Genomic DNA, 18,418 nt, shown 5'->3' with positions numbered 1-18,418 from the left:
CGGGTCTGCTTACGTTTGCCTGCGTACTCGGCATCAGCGAAAGACATTTGCTTCATCGGGGCTCAACCGTTCAGTTCGTGGGACAGCCGTATCTCACCAGATTTGGAAGTCTTTTTCAGAGTTTCCCTAAGCACCGCAAACTCTGGTACAGAAGAGTTCGCAGTCATTAGACCTGAGAAGTAAAGCGCGACAGGCAACGTTACGCTTAAGCAGATAGCTATCAACGACCATAATGCGATGGACTTCTTGTCGCCAACTCGAGTGATAATAAGCGGTGACAGCAGCACCAAGGCCCCATCTAGCAACCACAAAAGTTGGGTACCTGCCATTTGGTCGGAATTCAGCTTCCAGAAATACCCGAATTGGTAGGAGAAAAGTGCGGCATAGACTGTAAATCCGGTTGCAGTTGCCGCGGAGGCAAACAGGAGCGGGGCTATTGTCGGCTCGGCAAAGGAGGAACGCCACCGTTCGAAAATTGCTGCTACACCTGTGCGTCCACCTGGCGATGGCTTTGCTAAGCGTGGGATCATAGGATGGAGGCCGACCGAGCAAATGATCATAGAGACAGCGACGATTAAAGATGACCAGAAGCCAATTTGACGATAGCCCTCAGGGTTGCTAAGCCCATCCGGAAAAGCTGGTGTACTGCTCAGCCAGTAGCCATAGACCGCAACTGAAAAGGCGGGCACAACAATCCAAGCTAATGCAATCCTCGACGAAGCAAGGTGGCTGCGATCATCATAATCTTCCGTCATTTCTGGAAGTAATGCGCTACTCGGAACTTCGAAGAGTGACAACGAAATACGCATGCCGATGAGCATTATCAGAAGGTACAAAGCTAAGCTCAGTCCCTCAAGGTTGAGTGGGGGAGCCCAAATAGCATAATTGAATAGAGCCGTCGGTAAGATGGCCAAGTACATGAAACCGTGACGACGGCCGAAGCGTGAGTTAAAGTTGTCCGAAAGGTAACCTATAAACGGATCCATGATCGCATCCACAACCAGAGTAACGCCGAGGATTAAGGCAATTAGACTGGCAGGAAGATGAAGCGCATTACTATAGAAAACCAATACGAAGGTACTGGTCAGTGCAATGAGAAAACCTGAAGGTATTCCTCCGACCGCGAAACAAGTTCGAGTGACAATCCCAAGTTTTTTCTTCTTTAGTGTATGTAGTACCACGTTCATCTGTCGCTCCCATTTTTTATTTTGATAGATGCATGGAGTGTTTTGGCGGTGCTCGGGTTTAATAACTCCCGCGCCCGCCTCAGTCCCTGGGGATGCATAACTTAATTTGATCAAATCACTACATTTGCCTTCTGTCAACAGTGTCATTTCAAAAGCCCTTAATTCTGAACCGGTCAAAAAAAGTGCGTATCTATCAATTGATAGGCAGCCGATAAGGCCTGCTTGCCTACAAATTCAGCACATGCATGAAGCGGGCCATTGCATAACGCTTGTTATGTGGCATAACGTCTGTTATGTTTCGACGAGAGATGTGTTACGGACGCCTGCGCCGACTGTGGGCTTTTGAAAAAGTGGCCGAAATGAGCGTGACTCAGACCAATGCCCCCGGCTCTCGCTGCGCCCTTCCGGAAACCGGGGAGTTTGTCGCGTGGAACGTCAGTCGTTCGGAACCAAAATTCGATATTAATTTTGCATCACAGACCGTCAGAACTCGCCCTGGCAAGCGGTCGGGCCTGCGTGACCGGTCCGTTGGTGAGCTTTTACAGGTAGCTGATTTGTGCACTCCGAGTTCGACTGATGACGAAGCGCTCGCGGATTTATTTTATGCCCGGACCAACCGCAGTGCAGATCCAGTGAGCTTTTATCGGAGGGAAGGTTTAGTTTTTGGAAGCATCGAAAGCCCTGCCGGCTTCTGCGCCGAAATGAGCCAAGTTTTGCTTCTATCGTTAGCTTCTGTCCGTTATTGGTGCGTGTCCAAGGGGAAGAGGTCGTCCGCGGGGGACAGTTTTGGAGTCGTCGCATGGTGGATTGCGCAAGGTCCAGGCGCGCTGTGTCGTTCGGTAACAAGCCTTGTGCTTTGCGGTGACAGTGCCAATGGTACGTTGATAATAGCGATGGGTTTACGAAATTGGTCAGTAGGCGCTGATTTTCCCGTCCACAGAAAATGCTGCCTTATACACTTAGTTTTACGAGTGTGCGCAAGAGGGGGCTGCTCACCAGTTCGGGTATGCAGTGGTTAGCATTCATAGGTTTGTTAACTCGTGCACAATAAACTCTTAAGTCAATTGCGACATAGCAGACTATCTTACTGCACTGAAGCTTCAGGCTAAGGAGTCGCAATGGGCGGCATTTGGCAGAAGTTACGATCTTGAAGTGTCGGTTAAAGGATGCGATGCCGAAACGTAAGCACTTTTGCTGTCCTCTCCAGACGTTTTGGAGGGTATCGGCGTTCTAGTGGTTGATTAATCGGGAGAAGTTAAATGCGTGAATACCTTAAGTTTTACATTGATGGGCAGTGGGTGGAACCTTCTGAGGCGCTGAAGACTCTTGATATCGAGAACCCGGCGAATGAGGAGATCGTTGGACGAATCGCACTAGGTTCGGCCGCCGATGTGGATAAAGCTTGTAAAGCCGCTAAGAAAGCGTTTGGCCCGTGGTCGAACACGAAACCCGAGGAGCGGATTAAGGTTTTGCAGCGTATCTTGATGGAGTACCAGAAACGTTTTGGCGATTTAGCTAAGGCCATCACAGAGGAGATGGGGGCCCCAATGAGTCTCTCTCAGAGTGCTCAAGTGCCTGTGGGCATGGCTCACCTGATGAGTGCCGTGGAAGTTCTAAGAAACTTTAAGTTTCGCGAGGAGCGCGGCAAAACGCTTATTGTAAAAGAGCCTATCGGTGTCTGTGGTCTTATCACGCCATGGAACTGGCCGATGAATCAACTGGTTTGCAAGGTGGCTCCGGCGATTGCTACTGGCTGCACAATGGTGCTGAAACCGTCTGAAGTGTCACCTTTTAGTGCGCACATCTTTGCCGAGATCATGCATGCAGCGGGGGTCCCCGCCGGTGTTTTTAACCTTATCCATGGTGATGGACCAACAGTGGGTGCGGCAATTTCCAGCCATCCGGAGGTGAGTATGGTTTCGTTCACCGGATCGACTCGAGCGGGCATCGAGGTCGCCAAAGCCGCTGCGCCTACCGTGAAGCGTGTAGCGCAAGAGCTCGGCGGTAAGAGCGCTAACGTCATTCTAGATGACGAGGCATTTGGCGCGGCAGTTACGCGTGGCGTAACTGCCATGATGATGAACTCGGGTCAGTCTTGTAATGCACCTAGTCGTATGCTGGTACCACAGGCACGAATGGAGGAGGCTATATTAATTACTCGCAAGGTTGTATCTGCTATTACCGTGGGTGACCCGATTGGCAATAATCAACTTGGCCCAGTAGTGAACAAGACGCAATTCGATCAAATCCAAAAGCTGATCCTGGCGGGTTTAGATGAAGGTGCTACTCTCGTGGCCGGCGGGACAGGACGCCCGGACGGTCTTGAAAAAGGCTATTTTGTAAAACCTACAGTGTTTGCAAATGTCACGAACGATATGATTATCGCTCGTGAGGAAATCTTTGGTCCCGTGCTGTCTATCATAGGATACAGTACGGTTGATGAAGCGATCGATATCGCTAACGATACGCCTTACGGTCTATCCGGTTTTGTCCAGTCCGCCGATGTTGAAAAGGCGCGAAGTATAGCTTTGAGGTTGCGCGCTGGTCAGATCACTATTAATGGAGCCAATCCTGATTTCGCTGCTCCGTTTGGTGGCTATAAAATGAGTGGAAACGGTCGTGAATGGGGCGAATTTGGGTTTCATGAGTTTTTAGAAACGAAGTCCATTCTTGGTTATGCTTAGCACTAAATTATGACTTGCGCTCTTTAGCATAGCGCAGAAATTTAGAGCCCAGGAGAGCAATGGTTTGGGAAGGTCGAGAGCGAAAGGTAGACCGACTTTCCCTTCTCTGGATGTGGCAGATCTTTAACCTCAGTGGTCAATTACGGTGGTGCGGGCACTTTCCTACGCCGCGTTTTCTAACCTACGGCGAGCAATTTACCCATTTGATTCTGTATCGTTAAGCGTTCGCCGAACACAGCCTGCGTGGCTAAACGAGCGTCCATTTATACGGCGTAACTCAGATCCCTCTCGCCCGCTGGGTCGGTCGGCGAGTGAGGACGTTCTTGAGATAGGCATACCGATTATGTTTGGTCGTGCGTGCCGATGGAATCAGTCTCATGATCGCTATCGCCCGGTTTCTGCGACCCCGCGCTTAAGTCGGTAATTCAGAGCTTTTGATGTTGACGATCCATAGGTCGGTTCTGGTTTAAGTCGTAAACCAAGGCCTTCAATACCGATAATGCCGTGATTCTGTAGTCCCAACACAATTCCGATGGCGTTTCTACTCGCCTAGTGCGAGCTTTTTGAATCAGGGTCTTATCGGGGTAGATCACGCCCTGGTCCACCAGCGTATCTCGCAGCTCATTAACCAAAAGCTGGACCTACACGCTGGTTTACCCAACCCACTACTCCATTGTCGAGCGACCAATGTCAGCCTAAGGAACAAAGATTGTCCCTTGCTGGCTCATGGTCGAGTGTTCGGAACATTCGCGACTATTACGTTGGCCAGCCAGGCTGCGGCCTGGATACCCTTGTTGATCCCCCGAGCTTGTACTGATGCCTGGAACGGTGCTTCGTACTTGCGGCGATCCCATTTCTCGCGAAATTATGCAAAATTGCATTCCATATGACCACCTGATTGCATCGGTAAGCAATATTGCCGATGAGCCGATCTGGCTTGATATCTAAGTATTCTTCGACCCGCTCGATCATCGTTTTGTTGCCCTCGACCTCGGCTGCTCGGCTGCTCGGTGATCCGGTTTCGGCTTTACGTTCAGGGGCACGCCGTGTTCGACACCAATCATATAGTTGGTCGAGTAAGCGCAGAACGCTTGGCTTTATGAAACTGCTGTCCAACGAGCGAGGTGATCTGTTAGCGACACATGCTTGTGCAGTACTTCGGTCAAAGCCTCTTCATCCAGCGCTTCAAAGTACTGACGGACGGCGCGAGTACTAAAAGACGGATCGCTCGACTTGAACTCTTCGTTCCCAGGTACGTCACGTTGCCGCCGGTCATCCGCTTTGATTACGTTGGCGTCCACAGCAAAGCCTTCGTCCTTGACCAAACCTGCGTCCACGCAGCGACGTAGCACCTCGTCAAATAGCCATCGAAACAGCGAACCATAGCGGAAACGGCAATGCCGTTTTTTGGAAAACGAAGAGTGATCGTGGACTTAGTCTTCGAGGCTCAAGCGGAAAAATCCGCGATACGCCGGGCTCAAATGAGCCTTTGTACAATCTGCGTTCGGAGCAAATACCTTGGCAGTAGCCCACGATCAGCAGGCGATTCATCAGCTCCGGACCAATCGAAGGACGCCCAATCGTGCTGAAGAAATCGGCGAGGTAATCGAGGAGACCGCTCATAGTGACGCATCGATGAATGTCGCGCAGGAGGTGATTGGCTGGGATGTGATCTTTGATGCTGAACGAATAAAACAGTCGCTCTTTTCCGCTCGACAATTGTCCCGTCATGCCTCGAATCCTCCCGCCGGCCAGGCAGGTGATCTACTTTTTCAACATAATCGAACAAAGTCGCCAATCAAATGACCGAAAGTCAGGGACGATTCATTGCGAATCTTGTACGCGTTTGCGCGCTTTTGTACCGCTGCCGCTTCACTCGGTGAAACCTGTCAATTTGACTGTAGCGAAGAAGGGCCGCCGATCGTTGGCCCCTTTCGACACATCCAGATCTCCTACATGAATCTGTACGCCAGTCGCGCATTCGGGTTAGTCAAAATCAGCAATCCGCCCTGTATCAATGTTCACTCGGCAAGGTGGGTCAGTTTCAATTAGCGCCAACAGCTCGCGCTATCACTGAGGACCGTGCCAGTGCTTGCGTGTCGATATATTCGCGAATGTTTGTCACTTTGCCGTTCCGAACAATCACGGCGAAGACGAAATGGTCCTCGAATGTCCTGTTCGTGGCCTTAACTTTTTCAGTGACGAACCCGACCATCAGAACCCGATCTCCCTGCGCTACAAATTCGGTGGGGTCTGGGAATGAAGTTTCCATTTCGCAGGCCTTCTGAAGCAAATCCTCCAATCCCTGGTGCCCGCGGTGCGTGCCGGCCAGCGGCCAGCCCTCGCCAGGAATGATCCACTCGATATCTTCGGCAGACAACGCCTGCAGACCTGGCTTATCGCTGCGGGCCATGGCCGCAAAAAAATGCTTAACAATCTGGACGTTCTCTTGTGTGCTCATCGAAATTTTCCATTTCCTTATCCAGGATCGTGTCCGATCTAACCCGACACATTGTTGGCCTGCTGGTGAGGACGTGGTGTCGGTGATTCAGCCGATATCGACATTCATGGCGATGTCCCAGGTGCCGGCGCCGTTTTTAGCCAGGCCGATCATCATCAGACCGAGCCACTCGAGCGACTGGGCCATCTGCAGGTTGCCGACATCCAACGGACGCAGCCCGAGACTCTCGAGGAAGGTCGAGACGCGCGCCTTGGCGTGCGCATCGTCCGCCGCGATGAACGCGTCGAGGCGTTTATCCTTGGCCAGTACGTGGCCGAAGAGGGTATTGAACGCCTTGACGACATGCGCGCTGGTCGGGGCGACCTTGGCGATTTCCTGCGCGCCGGAACTGCCGTGGGGGGTGACGAGGCCCGAGAGATCGGGAGCGACCGGGTTGGTGATATCGATGATCACCTTACCCTCGAGCGCTTTGCCAAAGTCGGCCAGTACCGCCACCGCATTGGTGTATGGCACGGCGAGAATGACAATGTCGCCCGCCGGAGTCGCGCCGTAAGTCCCGGTGATCGCTGCGGATGCGAGCTTGTCGGCAAGCGCCTGCGCCTTGGCGTGATCGCGGCTGACCACCTCGACAGTGTGTCCGGCCTTGGCGATACGGCCGGCGATCGCCGTGGCCATGCCTCCCGAACCGATGATGCTGATAGTGCTCATGTGCAGTCTCCGTTCTCAAATCTGGTATTTTTCAGCTTTTGCGGGCGGGTTACGCCGTCGCGGCTTGGGCACCCGCCGGTGTGCCGTCACATCATCAGGCGGCCGGGAAGTAATGAACGCTATCAAGATCGGCGAAGAGTCCGGGCTGGGTCGGCTCCCAGCCAAGAACCCGGCGCGTGATGGCGTTAGATGTCGGGGTGTCCAGCGTGACCAGATTCGCAAGGAACCCGAAGTAGCCAGGCAGCATCAGCACGTCCGCGGGAATAGACACGGCCGGCAGATTCAACCGGGTGGCAATGGCTTCGGCGATCTGGCGGTACGGTATAGCCACTTCGGCGATTGCATGCCAGCTTCTGCCCGCGGCACCTTTTTCCAGCGCCAGACGAAACACGCTGGCGAGGTCACGGGCATGCACGGCCCCCCAACGGTTGGCACCGTCTGCGGGGTAGCCGACGACCCCCTTTTCCTTGGCCAGCCCGATCAATAACGGAAGGAAGCCGGCGTTATCGGTGGAGCTGTGCATGATCTCAGGGATCCTCACGATAGACGACCGTATGCCCTTTTCGGCGAGACCGATCACCGTGGTTTCCACGATGTTGCGAACCCGCAGGGTATTGTTGTACGGATCGCCGCCGGGAAGGGGCGGATCCTCCTCGGTGGCCGGCCGACCCAGGCCCTCCCATACGGGCGAGCCGACGCTTCCAGACACGACCAACGGCTTTGCGCTTGCGGCCAGCGCTTCGCCATAGGCGAGCATGATCTCAAGCTCCGCGGCCGCAACGGCGTTGATCCCGCCGGTTGGAATCAGGTCCTGCCGGTGTGCGAGGTGAATGACGCCGTCCGAGGCGGCGGCCGCTTCCTTTAGCCCGTCGAGATCCTCGAGATTGCCGCGACGTACCTTGGCGCCGAGCGCAGCAGCCTGCGCCGCGGCCTTGTCGGATCGAGCCAGGGCGGTGACCTCATGGCCGGCGGCGATAAGATCGGAGATGATGTACGGACCGGAATGGCCGGTGCCGCCGGTAACAAAAACGTGCATATGCGCGCTCCTTGTGGGTGATGGCCATTGGCGTCAGCGCCCCGTCGTCAGCTCAAATCAGCCGGAGCAAAGTAATGGCCGTTGTCCAGGTCCTCGATCAGACCGGGCTGAACGGGGTCCCAGCCAAGAGCCTGGCGGGTGATGGCGTTCGACGCGGGGAGGTCTAGCGCGGCCACTGCCGCCAGGAAGCCAAAGTAGCCCGGCAGCATCAGTTCGTCGGCGGGGATGCTCACGGCGGGTATTCCCAGGCGAGCGGCTATAGCCTCGGCGATCTCGCGGAACGGGATTCCCTCGTCTCCGATCGCGTGCCAGGTTTTGCCTGCGGCCCCCTTCTCGAGCGCCAGGCGGAACAGAGAGGCAAGGTCGCGGGCGTGCACAGCGGGCCAGCGGTTCTTGCCGTCTCCCGGATAGCCGGCGAAACCCTTTGTTCTCGCGAGCATGATCAGCTGCAGGCGACCGGTCGCACTGTGTAAGAGAGTGGGAATCCGCACGACCGACGATCTGACACCTCGCTCGGCGAGAGCCACGACGGTGGTTTCCACGATATTGCGTGCCACCAGAGTGCCTGAATCGATCGGGCCGCTCGGTAGCGCAGGATCATCCTCGGTCGCAGGTCGGCCCAGACTGACCGGTGCGCCGATAGGCGCCGCTCTGCCCACGTTCATCGGCGTGCCGATACTGCCTGCGACGACCAGTGGCTTATCCGTGCCCGCCAGCGCCTCGCCGAACGCGAGGACGGTCGCGAGTTCTGATTCGACTAAGGCGGCGATCCCGCCGGACCCAAGCAGTTCAGCCCTGTATCCGAGGTGGATGACGCCGTCGGACTCGACCGCCGCCGCCTTGAGCCCCTCGAGGTCGGCAAGATCTCCACGATGCACCTTGGCGCCGAGTGCATACGCCGCTGCTGCGGACGCGTCTGACCTTGCCAGAGCGACGACCTCGTGGCCGGCGGTGATGAGGTCGGGGATGACGTACGAACCGACGTGGCCGGTGCCGCCGGTGACGAAAACGAGCATGTTATTGGTCCTTCTGAGCCGTGTGATACGAGACGTGCGCCTGCGCTCAGCCAGGAAGGCTGACGCCGATCGCGAAATGGGTGTTTTTGACCGAGTGGGTCATGAGGCCCAGCGACAGCAGACAGACGTGCTCCAGCGTTCGAGCCATAAGCAGCGGCCCAGTGTCCAGCGGGCGCAGTCCGAGGCTTTTGATGAGCGCCGAAACGCGCGCCTTCGCCTGTGCGCCGTCCCCGGCGATGAACACGTCCAGCGGGTGCCCCACGAACGTACCGGCGGCCAGGACGTGGGAAAAGTGGGCGTTGAACGCCTTGACGACTTCGGCGCGAGCAGGGGCGGCGTTGGCGATCTCCTGTGCGCCGAAACTGTCCTGAGGGGTCACAAAGCTTGTGAGATCGGGGGCGACGGGGTTGGTGATGTCAACAAGAAGCTTGCCTGCCAGTGCTTCGCCGTATTGCTTCACCACGTCGAGAGCGGCGGAGTAGGGAACCGCCAGGATGACAATATCCCCGGTGGGGCCTGCGCCGAACGTTCCTGACGTAGCACCGGCTCCGATCTGCTCGGCCAGAGCCCGCGCCTTGGCGGCGTCACGACTCAACACCTGGACGGTGTGTCCGGCCTTGGCGGCAAGGCCGCCGATTGCTGCGGCCATGCCACCTGAGCCGATGATGCTGATAGTGCTCATGCGCAGTTTCCTTACAGCTATGGGGTTGATCATTCAAGACTGCCGGCGCATTCCGGCGACCGCGATCAACGTGCTAGCCATGCTGGTCGTTTCACTTTCAAAAAGCAAGCAACATATAGAAAATTACTTGCGCCATGCAAGCGATGCTAAGATTCAGCCATGAAGACAATTCTTAAAGAAGACTTTCGATCCCATTGCGCGGTGAACTACGGCGTGGAGATCTTTGGCGACCGATGGTCGCTCTTGATCATTCGCGACATCGTTTTTGTGGGAAAGAAGACGTATGGCGACTTCCTGAAATCGGAAGAGGGAATCGCGACCAATGTTCTCGCTTCCCGACTTGCCTTTCTTGAGGAGCAAGGCGTTCTCTCGAAGGCGCCCAGCCCCGACGACAGGCGCAAGGACTTCTACACGCTGACTGAGAAGGGCCTAGACCTCATTCCCATCGTGCTCAGCATCGTCCTTTGGAGCGCGAAGCACGATTCGAAGTCGTACGTACGGGGCCTCAAGGCGTTCATTACTCGATTGAGTCAAAGCCCCACGCAGGTAACCGAAGAGGTCAAGGCGTTGGTCCGTAATGGCGGATGTATGTTTCCTGAGATTAACGAATGAAGCAGACGGCAAGCGAAAAACGAGGTCGGAAACCTCGCAACCAGAACGGTCTTTTCCGAGCCCCGGTCAACTGGCACTGATAGAAATCACGAGCTGAGACAGGCACGCTGAGCTTCTTTGGTGAGGATCCGGCCAGGCGCTAAAGCCACGACCTGAACTCCACGACATTCTCGGCATGTGGATCAAAGTAGGGATGATCGTTAGCCTGGTTGTTTGCTGACATGAATTACCAGCGCCATTTGCCATACCGTTTGAATAGCGTCTTGCTCGGCGTCATCGCAGCTGTGTATCGGGGGGCTTCGAGAGCTAAACGAGGAGGCCAGAACACTCCCCCAGCGCGGTCGTTTGCGATCGGCAGCAACAGGTCGTTCTCCGTCAGTAGTCACTACGGTGTTTGCTGGTCAAGTCGAATGCAAACGGTTGATCAGACCGGGAGCAATTGACTGGTCAGTGGCAACACAACCAGGTGGCCAAGTCTATGCGCTTACGCACACGTGCTACTCAACGGTAAGCGGGGCAGCCGTGAAATCGAGGTCCTCGCTGACGTCTTCGCCTATGTGCTCAAGCTGGCAGTCGCAAGCGCACCGAGTGTTTTCCTGTCGTGATGTACTGCGGGCACGGGAACTGCTTGAGCGGTTGAGTGCGCTTGTACTGTTGAAGTGGCTCGGCCAGTGCGGTCTGCGGATTGACCGCCTGCAGCTCGGCTTCGATAGCCGCGAAAAGAGTGGCGAGCAAGTCATCGAGCAAACCGGCTCGACCCAGTCTCTTCTGCTCGCTGCGCTTGGCAAACGTGCTAGGTCTTCGATGATCTCGAACTGCTGGTCGCCGCAGATGGTTAAATCCTTCCTGTGCATATCCGAAACTGGAACGCTGAGATCGCCCGTATCCAGATCCCCGTATTGTAAGAAGACTCCTACAAACAACAGTGAGCGCAGAATGTTGGCAACCTCGGTTCCGCCCATGGGATCGAGTGCCATCCGTACGTCTTTACCACCAGTGATTTTAGGTTCGCGCTATGGCCCATAACCTTGGTTCGCGGATTAGGGGGCACTCGGCTGAAACCGTCTTGCAGAAATCCAGAGCCTATAGGCTTGGGGCGATCGTAGAGGAGGGCAGATATCAACCGCGTTAAGGTGAGTGGAGATCCGCTGCAGGAGACGCTGCTGAAATTGGGCGCAGGTAACGGGGGAGGGGTAGAAGTGATTTTACATTACAGTTGTTATGTCAGATAACGTCTGTTATGTTTCCCACAAGCAATCACGGTCGAAGATTTCACCGACTTCAGGCAGAGGGAGCAACCTAAATGAACGACGCAGTGCTTAAAGGTCATACCAAATCCGTCCCGTACGTCCGTCCAGACGCCGCCGAGTTTCTGGCCTGGAACAATGCTCGTCCTGAGTCACAGACCGGTGGCGATATGTCACCGCAGGCCATGCGGGCGTGGTACAGCAAACGGGCTGGCATCTGTGATTTGCCGGTTGGCAAGCTCGCGGAAACAAAGGATTTTTTAATCCCGACTCCTGCTGGCGAGATTCCCGGGCGGTTGTTTGATGTGCGTGCAAATCGTAGCGCCGGTCCAGTCGTGGTTTTTTATCACGGAGGGGGATTTGTTTTTGGCGATCTCGATAGTCATGCGGGTTTCTGCGCCGAGATGAGCCGCGTGTTGGATCTGCCGGTGGTTTCCGTTCAGTATCGATGTGCGCCTGAGGGGAAGTGGCCAGCCGCACCCGACGATTGTGAAGCTGCTGCGCGTTGGGTTGCGCAAAGCCCAGCACTGCTGGGCCGCTCTGTAACAAGCCTTGTGCTTTGCGGTGACAGTGCAGGTGGCACGTTGACGATTGTTGCAGCAATGGACTTACGGGATCGACCTGCGCAAGTACCGGTGATCGTGCAGGCGCCGATCTATCCGTCCACGGATGAGGGGGAGCAGTATCCTTCTTATCAAGAGTTCGCTGAAGGATTCTTGCTTACGCGGGTAGGTATGCAGTGGATGCAATTTCATTATTGCGCTGACGCATCAAGTTACCGAGCGGTGCCGATGAAGGGAGATCTCAAAGGATTGCCGCCTGCTGTGATATTGACGGCAGGTCTCGATCCGCTGCGCGATCAGGGCCGTGCTTATGCAGCGGCGCTGATTCGAGAAGGCGTATCGGTTACTTTCCGGGAAGCGATCGGCAACATTCATGGTTTCGTCAATCTGCGCAAGGCCATCCCTTCCAGTAACGGTGATATTGCGGACTATCTCGCTGTGCTGAGGCTTCAGATTGAGGAGTCAGAAGGGCTCCGAATCACAACAAAGGCTAGTGTCTGAGACATCGTCCAGTTTAAAGTTTTGAGTGCGTTGGGTTACTAGCCAATTAACCGCCATTTAGGAGTATTTGTGATGCCGGAATCGATTACTGCTGCACGTCTTGATGAAATCATCGCCGCATTCAACAATCATGATGCCGATGCTGTCATTAGCTTCTTCGCGCCTGAAGGCGTTATGTTGTCTCCCGCTGGTAAAGAGGCTGTCGGAACAACCTTGCGTGGCCGGGACACGATACGAGCCGCACTCGCCAAACGATTCGCAGATTCCCCTGATATTCAGTGGACCGAAGGAAAGAATTGGATTTTTGGCAATAAGGCATTGAGTGAATGGCGTGTCCGGGGCACGACTCCTGGTGGCGAGATCATTGATACAATTGGCTGCGATCTATGGGAGTTTGAAGACGGATTGATCGTCAAAAAAGACACTTACTATAAACAAAAGACATAATTGTAATGCCACACTCGCGAGTGCTTCCGAGTCGGCTAACGGCTGTTCTGAAAGCCTGTTAAGTTTTTCTGGTGGCGGAGCGTGTTGCTACCTTAGATTCATATGCAACTCATGGTTAAATATGATAAATGCTAGCTTGCTAGTGGACGAGGGCTTTTGCCATTAAAAAAGAATATTGGCAGCCTGTGTTATTTATTAAATTTTCGATGGCGCGCTTGAGCGGTTTGTTTAGGCGTCGAAGATAATTAATAATAAATATTGGATTTTCCATGTGCGGCATACGGCATCTTTTAAGTTGCCACTCGCGCATCAAGCGAATTTTAGTGTTTCTGTCTGTAAATAAATATCTACGTGGTATTGAAGCGGATGATGACAATGCAAAAAATACTGAGAGAGGCAACAGCAAAGCTGCACGTGGGTGCTACTAACGTGACCGAGAAGGTTGATAATTACGTTAGTGAACCCGCGCACCAATTAATCGTCGGTATTGGCGGAACAACTCGACCAGGCTCGTCGACAGAGCGTGCATTACGCATGGCGCTGAAAGCAGCCGAAGAGCAGGGAGCCCGGACGATATTATTCGATGGTCCTTTCCTCGCATCCCTTTCGATGTATGACCCTGCTTCAGAGCGCAACGACGCAGAAAGGGAATTCATCGAAGCTGTACGGAGCGCTGATGGTTTAATTATTGCCAGTCCTGCTTACCATGGTGGCCTATCAGGCTTGGTGAAAAACGCGCTTGACCTGCTTGAAGAGACCTCTAAGGATAAACGTCCCTATCTGCACAGCCGACCTGTGGGGCTTATTGTCACGGCCTATGGTTGGCAAGCGACAGGCGCTACGTTGGCATCCCTGCGGACTATCGTTCACGCTTTGCGTGGCTGGCCGACTCCGTTTGGCGCTGGTTTCAACACCTTGGAGAGCCGATTCGCTGAAGACGGGACTTGCTCCGATAGTTCCGCTGCTTCCTCGCTGGCACTGGTAGCGCAGCAAGTGATGAGCTTCAGCTGTACTGATAAAAATCATAGTTAATATCCCTGCGCTCCGGCTGAAAATAGTCTAGTAAAGTGTTGCTTCGCCTGTTTTTATGTGGCGGTTTTGGCATGTTTATTTCTGGCTGTCACTTCCTGTTTCAAGTTGAAGCAGGAACACACAGTCGACTGGGCGCCTACGTTCATCTCAGCGTATATGGCCGTAAAGTCTATTGTACTTCTGGTATCGATGTTCAATTGATTGTCGCGTAGTTTAATTGGCAAGGACTTAGCTGTTATAGATTCCACATATGGAGGGTATTGGGGGCGCTCTTAATGTTTTCACTACGCGCAAGGTTACCTTGTACTCTGCTTAGTCCGTGCCGGATATATTTTCCCGGTACCATGATTACTAGAATGTCACGAATATCACCGTTGCCTGCGAGCAATGCCAAGTTGAGGGTTGCTCATCTGCAATAGTGACAACAGTCGAATTGTAGTTCAATGTCTGGAATTGAAGCTCCTACAATATTCAGCGATTTTTTGTCAACTGAGTCCTTCTTGTTGTGCTTGGTGCTTAAGTATTAACCAGCACTCACTGAGCACTCATGGCTGGTCATGTTTTGCATTGTAGTAATAGGAGAATTACAGGGATTTTGATTTTGCGGTAATGAAAAAACGTAGATCTTATTGTCATTTTGCCCTGCCATGAGTCCTGAGGGGGGAGCTTTATTCATGCTGAAAAGTATATCGCTTACATTCAAGCTCTCTTTGCCGCCTATTGTGGCACTTGTCGGTCTATTGCTATTCGTGGCATTTACCGCCATACAGCTTGACAATAATGACATCCGGCTTGTGGCTTTAGAAAAGCAAAGTTATCCGACTCTCGAAAGCGCCGATGCGGTGATTTTCCAGTTCTCGCGCATTCCTGGTCTACTGAATAGCGCAGTTGCCGCTGGAGAAGTGGAAACCTTTCATGAAACGCGAAAAGTGTTGGACGAGATTAGTATTAAGCAGCGAACATTACAAAGCTTGACCCAAGAGCAATACCAACGAAATCAAGAGCTTATCATTTGGATTGCAGCCGTAAAGAATTACACAGAAAACGCATTTTCGGCGACTGAGCAATTGTTAAAAGGCGCTGCCTTTGAAGACCTGCGTCCAAGCCTAGGCCGGATGGCGAGCGATTTAGATCAAGCGCAGAAAGCCGGAGATTTATTCCGCAAGCACGCTTATGAGGATTTTCAAACGAATTTAGCAAAAACACGTACCGAAAATGCTACGACCACTCGAGTGGGTTTTGGTCTAAGTATCATGTTGGCGCTATTGGTAAGTACCGGTTCGTTGATTGTGATCCGTCGCGTCATGAATAACGTTCATGGAGTTATCACGTCCCTTCAATCTATTGCAAGTGGAGACGGCGATCTTACCCGGCGTGTCAACGTAGAAACACACGACGAAATAGGAGTGATGATCAAGCTTTTTAACGACTTCCTCGACAAGTTGCAGGGCACTATGCGGCAAATCATAAACGCGGCTAGCCCTTTGGGTCAAATGTCCAAAGAGTTGTATCGCCTAACCCAAGACACAGAAGAAAACACGCGTTCTCAGCAAGACCGCACTGATTCTATCAGCCGCGACATCTCCGCTATGACGCAGAGCATCCAGGAGGTGGCACGTCGCTCGCAGCAAGCTTCGGAGGAGGCCGCGGCAGCCTCGAAACAAGCCGAAGCTGCGCGGCAGAATATCGGTAGCTTGTCCTCCAGCGTCAGTGATTTGGGCGGTAGTGTGTTGGGCTCGGTACAGGCGATGCAGCAGTTGAAAGAGGAAACTCAACAAGTCGGTTCGGTACTGACGGTTATACGCAACATTGCCGAACAAACAAACTTGCTGGCTCTCAATGCCGCTATCGAAGCCGCTCGTGCTGGAGAGCAAGGTCGTGGCTTTGCCGTAGTGGCTGACGAAGTGCGCAATTTGGCCCAAAAGACGGCTATCTCAACAGCAGAAATTCAAAATATTATTCAACGCTTACAACAAAGCGCAAATGGTGTTCTGAGCGAGATGACCCTAAATGGGGAAAAAGCCGAGGCTAGCATTAAACGTTCAGTGGAGGCTACCCGTACCCTGGAAGTCATTACCAAGTCAGTTCTTCAGATCAATGAACTTAATGCTGGTATTGCTCAGTTTACCCAAGAGCAGATTAGTCTGTCTGACTCAATTCAGAAAGATACAGAAGTACTGCAGAGGGATACCCAAACCACCACGCATGGGGCCGATGCCACCGCGCGTCTTGGCGAGCAGTTAGTAAGTACCGGAGATCATTTACGCGCGGCTACAGTGCAATTTCGTGTCTAACCCTTGCAACCCGAAGAGCATCAATAAATGAGAAATATTCGATTCCTCGGTCTCTCCGCATGTCTATTGAGTACATCTTCCTTTGCGTTGGAACAAGGTGAATATCGCCTGAATGGCTTCGGTACTGCAGGTATTACGCATTTAGGAGGAGAAGACAGCAGACGTGCCTACGGTGTAACGGGCCAGACAAATGACTCGTGGCGTGGCGATCAATTGTCTAAATTGGGCGGCCAAATCCAGTACGGTATTACTGACACCGTCGGTGTTACGTTGCAAGTCACCGTCAAGCCCCAACAAGATAACTGGAAGGCCAATCTAGAGTGGGCTTATCTGTCCTGGCAAACCACTGACCGTTTGATGTTGCGCGCCGGTCGCCTTCGCAACCCCGTTTACATGTATTCCGAAACGCTGGATGTGGGTTTTACCTACCCGTGGTTACGGCTACCTGACGAAGTTTATAGTCAGGTCCAGCTTAGCAATTACGAAGGTGCTGACGCCTTGTATACAATGCCAATATCGGTTGGTTCCGTGACTTTCCAAGTCGCGGCTGGCCAGGCCGTGAATCGTGATATTTTCGGATTAGGCAAGCTGTACGACATTGATTATAAGAAGATCTTTGCTACCAACATCAGTCTTGCTACAAATAGTTTCGGTACACTGCGTGTAGGCTACACTGAAGCTGATATTGACTCCGTCTACAACTCCGTCGTAACCACTTCGTCGGGTGATCGTTCCGATGTTAATTTTGGTAAACTGAGCAAGCAAAAAGGTAAGTTTACATCGGTCGGCTACCAGTACGACAATGGTACTTGGCTTACCTCTAATGAGCTTACTCGTCGCGTCATCGAAGCTGACGGTAATGTAGCCAGCAAAGCTTTTTACCTTATGGGTGGCCGCCGTTATGGCAATTTTCTGGCGCACGTCACTTATGCTCAGTTAGATGAGGATAATGGTCGTCAAGGTTCTTGGACTTATGGCTTGAACTACAATATTACACCTACCATAATTGTCAAAGGTGAGTACAAGCGAGTCGATACGAGCGGGAAATACAATGGTGTGTTCGTCGAGAGTGCTCAGGAAAACTACGATCATGCAGTTAACGCCGCAACTAATGGGGTTTCGGGAGTTCCTTCGCGCAACTATGACGGCGACATTATCAGTGTCGGCGTGGACTTTGTATTCTAAGGAGAACTCCCATGAAAACGTTTAATAGTGCTCTTGGCGTTTGCATTCTGATTTTCTCTGTCAATGCAGCACGAGCCGAAGTTGCAGTAATAGTAAATCTTGGGGCCAGCGTCACACCTTCGCAATCCGACGTAGCGAACATTTTCCTGGGTAAAGATAAGTCCCTTAAAGGAATTGACCAGAAGGACTGGCCTCCCGCTAAGGAAAAGTTCTATGGCGCAATTGTAAATAAAAACGAGTCACAATTAAAATCGTATTGGTCGGGACTGGTTTTTACCGGCAAAGGTCAACCGCTTCCAAGTGTTGCTGACGATGCTGCTGTGGTTGCTAAGATAAGCACTGAGCCTGATGCTATCGGCTATATCGATAGAGCTTCAGCTACAGAAAAAGTTAAAATTCTTTTCATTCTTCCCTAAGCACGATAATACAAATGAAATTTTTGATGCGAGCTCGAAATCAGCGTAAATAATGCCGTTTGGTCTTTTTGAAATATGTAATTATGTCCGCCGCTGTTAAATCGCTTTACGAGAACCAGCGTACATAAAATGCAACAATATTTAGAGATGTAGTTCTGGTTTGCTCGATTGACGCATCAGTAGATCTTATTCATTTTGCAGTATTTAGCTGTGTTACACCTGGCGGTTGCAGGAGCTGAGTGCAACACGGTCATTGAATTGAAGCTGGAGCATCATGCCGCATAGCCATGGCCTTCTGCATCACCTCGCCCATAACTTCGATTGGGCATTTGAAGTCGAAGCGCTTA

Annotated in this window: 15 protein-coding genes and 1 pseudogene; 8 read left to right on the top strand and 8 right to left on the bottom strand. The window is 52.8% G+C overall.

Annotated features, from left to right (window positions below):
• Positions 1-62: 62 nt before the first annotated feature.
• The gene (locus AC19YY_RS30575) at positions 63-1,364 is read right to left on the bottom strand and encodes an MFS transporter (RefSeq protein ID WP_308935870.1); all 1,302 of its coding nucleotides are present in this window, start codon (positions 1,362-1,364) and stop codon (positions 63-65) included.
• 1,082 nt (positions 1,365-2,446) lie between these two features.
• Between AC19YY_RS30575 and AC19YY_RS30570 the strand changes: the two genes are divergently transcribed.
• Positions 2,447-3,871: an aldehyde dehydrogenase family protein gene (locus tag AC19YY_RS30570; protein WP_169905014.1), complete on the top strand. Its 1,425-nt coding sequence runs from the start codon at positions 2,447-2,449 to the stop codon at positions 3,869-3,871.
• 882 nt (positions 3,872-4,753) lie between these two features.
• Here AC19YY_RS30570 and AC19YY_RS30565 read toward each other — a convergent pair.
• The 6 genes and pseudogenes from AC19YY_RS30565 to AC19YY_RS30540 all read right to left on the bottom strand — a co-directional run.
• A pseudogene (locus AC19YY_RS30565) lies at positions 4,754-5,602 on the bottom strand (transposase); the annotation flags it as partial.
• 313 nt (positions 5,603-5,915) lie between these two features.
• On the bottom strand, positions 5,916-6,332 hold the full coding sequence (locus AC19YY_RS30560) for a nuclear transport factor 2 family protein (RefSeq protein WP_169905012.1): 417 nt from the start codon (positions 6,330-6,332) through the stop codon (positions 5,916-5,918).
• Between the two features lie 87 nt (positions 6,333-6,419).
• Entirely contained in the window at positions 6,420-7,040 is a 621-nt protein-coding gene (locus AC19YY_RS30555) for an NADPH-dependent F420 reductase (RefSeq protein WP_274129085.1), read from the bottom strand.
• 94 nt (positions 7,041-7,134) lie between these two features.
• Positions 7,135-8,076, bottom strand: a complete 942-nt coding sequence (locus AC19YY_RS30550) for an SDR family oxidoreductase (protein WP_274129087.1) — start codon at positions 8,074-8,076, stop codon at positions 7,135-7,137.
• 47 nt (positions 8,077-8,123) lie between these two features.
• Positions 8,124-9,092: an SDR family oxidoreductase gene (locus AC19YY_RS30545; RefSeq protein WP_169905008.1), complete on the bottom strand. Its 969-nt coding sequence runs from the start codon at positions 9,090-9,092 to the stop codon at positions 8,124-8,126.
• A gap of 46 nt (positions 9,093-9,138) precedes the next feature.
• Positions 9,139-9,774: an NADPH-dependent F420 reductase gene (locus AC19YY_RS30540; RefSeq protein WP_169905130.1), complete on the bottom strand. Its 636-nt coding sequence runs from the start codon at positions 9,772-9,774 to the stop codon at positions 9,139-9,141.
• A 159-nt stretch (positions 9,775-9,933) separates the two neighbouring features.
• On the opposite strand from AC19YY_RS30540, the gene AC19YY_RS30535 reads away from it, so the two are divergent.
• On the top strand, positions 9,934-10,386 hold the full coding sequence (locus AC19YY_RS30535) for a winged helix-turn-helix transcriptional regulator (RefSeq protein ID WP_169905006.1): 453 nt from the start codon (positions 9,934-9,936) through the stop codon (positions 10,384-10,386).
• Positions 10,387-10,947: 561 nt separating this feature from the next.
• Here AC19YY_RS30535 and AC19YY_RS30530 read toward each other — a convergent pair.
• A complete protein-coding gene (locus AC19YY_RS30530) occupies positions 10,948-11,133 on the bottom strand; it encodes a hypothetical protein (protein WP_274129091.1) in 186 nt (61 codons plus the stop codon).
• Between the two features lie 556 nt (positions 11,134-11,689).
• Between AC19YY_RS30530 and AC19YY_RS30525 the strand changes: the two genes are divergently transcribed.
• The 6 genes from AC19YY_RS30525 to AC19YY_RS30500 all read left to right on the top strand — a co-directional run bounded on the left by AC19YY_RS30525 (position 11,690) and on the right by AC19YY_RS30500 (position 18,071).
• Entirely contained in the window at positions 11,690-12,697 is a 1,008-nt protein-coding gene (locus tag AC19YY_RS30525) for an alpha/beta hydrolase (RefSeq protein WP_169905002.1), read from the top strand.
• A 72-nt stretch (positions 12,698-12,769) separates the two neighbouring features.
• Complete coding sequence (locus tag AC19YY_RS30520) at positions 12,770-13,144, top strand: nuclear transport factor 2 family protein (protein WP_169905000.1); 375 nt, start codon at positions 12,770-12,772, stop codon at positions 13,142-13,144.
• Between the two features lie 375 nt (positions 13,145-13,519).
• Entirely contained in the window at positions 13,520-14,176 is a 657-nt protein-coding gene (locus AC19YY_RS30515; protein WP_169907389.1) for an NADPH-dependent FMN reductase, read from the top strand.
• A 674-nt stretch (positions 14,177-14,850) separates the two neighbouring features.
• Positions 14,851-16,470: a methyl-accepting chemotaxis protein gene (locus tag AC19YY_RS30510; protein WP_274129095.1), complete on the top strand. Its 1,620-nt coding sequence runs from the start codon at positions 14,851-14,853 to the stop codon at positions 16,468-16,470.
• Positions 16,471-16,497: 27 nt separating this feature from the next.
• Positions 16,498-17,655: a hypothetical protein gene (locus AC19YY_RS30505; protein WP_274129097.1), complete on the top strand. Its 1,158-nt coding sequence runs from the start codon at positions 16,498-16,500 to the stop codon at positions 17,653-17,655.
• An 11-nt stretch (positions 17,656-17,666) separates the two neighbouring features.
• Positions 17,667-18,071 (top strand): type 2 periplasmic-binding domain-containing protein, encoded by a 405-nt coding sequence (locus tag AC19YY_RS30500; protein WP_197881985.1) that lies wholly within the window; start codon positions 17,667-17,669, stop codon positions 18,069-18,071.
• Positions 18,072-18,418: the final 347 nt, after the last annotated feature.

Source organism: Pseudomonas sp. MF09156 (assembly GCF_059862305.1).
This window is presented reverse-complemented; position numbering and strand designations above follow the sequence as displayed.

Excerpts from the sequence above, each read along its gene's own strand:
- AC19YY_RS30570 (WP_169905014.1), top strand. The coding sequence starts at position 2,447 with ATGCGTGAATACCTTAAGTTTTACATTGATGGGCAGTGGGTGGAACCT.
- AC19YY_RS30560 (WP_169905012.1), bottom strand. The coding sequence starts at position 6,332 with ATGAGCACACAAGAGAACGTCCAGATTGTTAAGCATTTTTTTGCGGCC.
- AC19YY_RS30555 (WP_274129085.1), bottom strand. The coding sequence starts at position 7,040 with ATGAGCACTATCAGCATCATCGGTTCGGGAGGCATGGCCACGGCGATC.
- AC19YY_RS30550 (WP_274129087.1), bottom strand. The coding sequence starts at position 8,076 with ATGCACGTTTTTGTTACCGGCGGCACCGGCCATTCCGGTCCGTACATC.
- AC19YY_RS30545 (WP_169905008.1), bottom strand. The coding sequence starts at position 9,092 with ATGCTCGTTTTCGTCACCGGCGGCACCGGCCACGTCGGTTCGTACGTC.
- AC19YY_RS30540 (WP_169905130.1), bottom strand. The coding sequence starts at position 9,774 with ATGAGCACTATCAGCATCATCGGCTCAGGTGGCATGGCCGCAGCAATC.
- AC19YY_RS30535 (WP_169905006.1), top strand. The coding sequence starts at position 9,934 with ATGAAGACAATTCTTAAAGAAGACTTTCGATCCCATTGCGCGGTGAAC.
- AC19YY_RS30525 (WP_169905002.1), top strand. The coding sequence starts at position 11,690 with ATGAACGACGCAGTGCTTAAAGGTCATACCAAATCCGTCCCGTACGTC.
- AC19YY_RS30520 (WP_169905000.1), top strand. The coding sequence starts at position 12,770 with ATGCCGGAATCGATTACTGCTGCACGTCTTGATGAAATCATCGCCGCA.
- AC19YY_RS30515 (WP_169907389.1), top strand. The coding sequence starts at position 13,520 with ATGCAAAAAATACTGAGAGAGGCAACAGCAAAGCTGCACGTGGGTGCT.
- AC19YY_RS30510 (WP_274129095.1), top strand. The coding sequence starts at position 14,851 with ATGCTGAAAAGTATATCGCTTACATTCAAGCTCTCTTTGCCGCCTATT.
- AC19YY_RS30505 (WP_274129097.1), top strand. The coding sequence starts at position 16,498 with ATGAGAAATATTCGATTCCTCGGTCTCTCCGCATGTCTATTGAGTACA.
- AC19YY_RS30500 (WP_197881985.1), top strand. The coding sequence starts at position 17,667 with ATGAAAACGTTTAATAGTGCTCTTGGCGTTTGCATTCTGATTTTCTCT.